This is a genomic window from Pelagicoccus enzymogenes (genome assembly GCF_014803405.1).
Taxonomy (GTDB): Bacteria; Verrucomicrobiota; Verrucomicrobiia; order Opitutales; family Opitutaceae; genus Pelagicoccus; species Pelagicoccus enzymogenes.
Genome location: NZ_JACYFG010000061.1, coordinates 356,803 through 359,912, shown reverse-complemented (window position 1 = coordinate 359,912; position 3,110 = coordinate 356,803). Strand labels below are relative to the sequence as shown.

The window sequence follows — 3,110 nt, the reverse complement described above, 5'->3', positions numbered from 1 at the left end:
CCGATTACGGTGTCGTGTCCTGCTCCGCCGGAGATGGACTCGATTCCGTCGAGGTTTGTTTCGGAGAAGTCGAGCGTCTGGTTGGAGTAGTCTCCCGTGACGGTGACTCCGGAGTGTCCGTCCGCGGAGATGGTCTCGATGGAATTGTCGGCGTCGAAGTTGGAGTCGATCACGATCTCGGTGTCGTCGTCGGTGGCCTTTACGGTGTCGTTTCCTTCGCCTCCGTGGAAGTCGTCCGCTCCGTCGCCCTGGGCGTAGAGGAAGGTGTCGTCGCCCGCGCCGCCGTGGAGGTTGTCGTTTCCGGTGGAGGCGAGAATGGTGTCGTCCCCGTCTGATCCGATTACGGTGTCGTGTCCTGCTCCGCCGGAGATGGACTCGATTCCGTCGAGGTTTGTTTCGGAGAAGTCGAGCGTCTGGTTGGAGTAGTCTCCCGTGACGGTGACTCCGGAGTGTCCGTCCGCGGAGATGGTCTCGATGGAATTGTCGGCGTCGAAGTTGGAGTCGATCACGATCTCGGTGTCGTCGTCGGTGGCCTTTACGGTGTCGTTTCCTTCGCCTCCGTGGAAGTCGTCCGCTCCGTCGCCCTGGGCGTAGAGAAAGGTGTCGTCGCCCGCGCCGCCGTGGAGGTTGTCGTTTCCAGTGGAGGCGAGGATGGTGTCGTCTCCGTCGGATCCGATTACGGTGTCGTGTCCGGCCCCGCCGGAAATGGACTCGATCCCGTCGAGGTCGGTTTCCGAGAAGTCGAGCGTCTGGTTGGAGTAGTCTCCGGTGACGGTGACTCCGGAGTGTCCGTCCGCGGAGATGGTCTCGATGGAATTGTCGGCGTCGAAGTTGGAGTCGATCACGATCTCGGTGTCGTCTCCGGTGGCCTTTACGGTATCGTTTCCTTCGCCTCCGTGGAAGTCGTCCGCTCCGTCGCCCTGGGTGTAGAGGAAGGTGTCGTCGCCCGCGCCGCCGTGGAGGTTGTCGTTTCCAGTGGATGCGAGAATGGTGTCGTCCCCGTCGGATCCGATTACGGTGTCGTGTCCGGCCCCGCCGGAAATGGACTCGATCCCGTCGAGGTCGGTTTGGGAGAAGTCGAGCGTCTGGTTGGAGTAGTCTCCCGTGACGGTGACTCCGGAGTGTCCGTCCGCGGAGATGGTCTCGATGGAATTGTCGGCGTCGAAGTTGGAGTCGATCACGATCTCGGTGTCGTCTCCGGTGGCCTTTACGGTGTCGTTTCCTTCGCCTCCGTGGAAGTCGTCCGCTCCGTCGCCCTGGGTGTAGAGGAAGGTGTCGTCGCCCGTGCCGCCGTGGAGGTTGTCGTTTCCAGTTCCGCCGACTAGAATGTCGTCTCCGTCTTCCGCATAGATCGTATCATGCCCAGCGAAACCATGGATTTCGTTGTCGTTGTCGCTTGCCGTGTAGGAATTGTTTCCGCTGCTGAGGTGAATGAGACTGTCGTCTCCCGTCACAGTAACGGTCGCGGTGCTAGTAGTGGTTCCTCCATTGCCATCTGAGATTGTATAGGAGATTTCGATGTCTTCGCTGTCATCGAGCACCAAGTCTGGGAAGGCGTCTGCTGGGTCGTAGACGAGCTTGTTGTCTACAATGGATACAGTGCCTTTGCCCCCGACAACCGTAGCCTCTGTGATGGTTAAGGTATCGCCGATGTCTTCGTCGCTGTCGTTTGCGAGCACGTCGATTTCGATGGTGTTGCCTTCGGTGACGGCTGCGGTGTCCGCGCTGGCGACGGGGCCATCGTTGGTGTTTTCGACTGTGATGGCGACGATATCCGAGGCACTCTCCTCGCCATCCGAGGCCGTTACTTTTACGCAGAAATTGCCAACGTCTCCATTATTGGGAGTACCAGAGAACTGACCTGTGGCAGGATCGAAAGTGAGCCAATCAGGCAGCGATCCGTCACCGATAATTTCGCCAGACTCGTTGGTGAGTTCAGCGGTATAAGTGAGAGTGTCGCCAATATCTATGTCGGCGAAATTCGAACTTACGTCTAATTCAAACAGCGCGTCTTCGTCAACGGATTGGTCTGCGATGGCTGTCGCGGTGGGGCCATCGTTTGTATTCACTACTTGGATGCCGAAGGTTGACGATACGCTGGCTCCTGATTGATCGCTGGCTGTGACTGATACGGAGATCGTTCCAACGTTGTCGTTGGTTGGAGCGCCCGTAAATTCACCCGTTGCGGCGTTGAAGGACAGCCAGTCCGGGAGGGGATCGCCGTTTTCTAAGCTTGCCGCGTAAGTGAGAGAATCACCCAAGTCTTCATCCGAAAATGCAGCCGAAGCGTCGAAGGAGAATGCGGCGTCTTCCGTTGCGGTTTGGTTCGCGAGTCCGTAGGAGTCGCCATTCAACGTTACATTGTCGATCGTGAAGATCTCGCTGGAATGCGTGGTCTTGGCTTCGAAGGAAATGGTAAGGCTATCTCCTTCCGGGATGTTGGTAAGGGTGAAGGTTCCTGTATTGCCGTTGAGGTTTCCATCTTGCTGCAGGAGTTCAGTCGGAACTCCGTCGACTGTAGCGATCACTTGAAAGTAATCGTGCCAGGAACCGGAACTCTCCATGTCGCCCTTGCTTTGCAGGTCGAAGGACAGAGTCAGCTCTTTCTTCCCAGAAATGTCGATTGTTTCGGTCTGGAGCTTTACGAGGGCTCCATCGTCATTGCTGGTAGAGGTGCTTCTAGAGAATGCGTAGGCTTCATCGGAGACTCCATGGATTGGCGTCGCTGTCGCTGCGGAGGCGTCTGTCGTCCAAGAGGTCTCTCCTTGGTCGGAGGTACTGCCGTCACTCAATCCGGAGAAGTCTTCTTGCCACAAGACTTCTCCTCGCGTGGAGACGACAGTGGGTCCGTCGTTTGTATTTTCGACTTGGATACTGAAGTTGGAGGAGGCTGTTTCGCCAGCCTCGTCGGTGGCAGTGACGGTTACGGAGATTACTCCCACATCGCCGTTTTCGGGAGTGCCGGAGAGTTCGCCCGTCTCGGAATCGATGGAGAGCCAGCTTGGGAGCGGGTCACCGTTTTCGAGGGTGGCGGAGAAGGTGAGAGTGTCACCTGCGTCGACGTCTTCGAATGCGGTGGAGGCGTCGAGCGAGAAGGCGCTGTCTTCGTC

The 3,110-nt window shown here is 57.7% G+C and carries 1 protein-coding gene; it reads right to left on the bottom strand.

The genetic code is table 11. The annotated features are described in order from the left end of the window. Positions 1–3,110: putative Ig domain-containing protein (locus tag IEN85_RS24295; RefSeq protein WP_191619709.1), on the bottom strand; the 3,110-nt coding region annotated here is incomplete at both ends.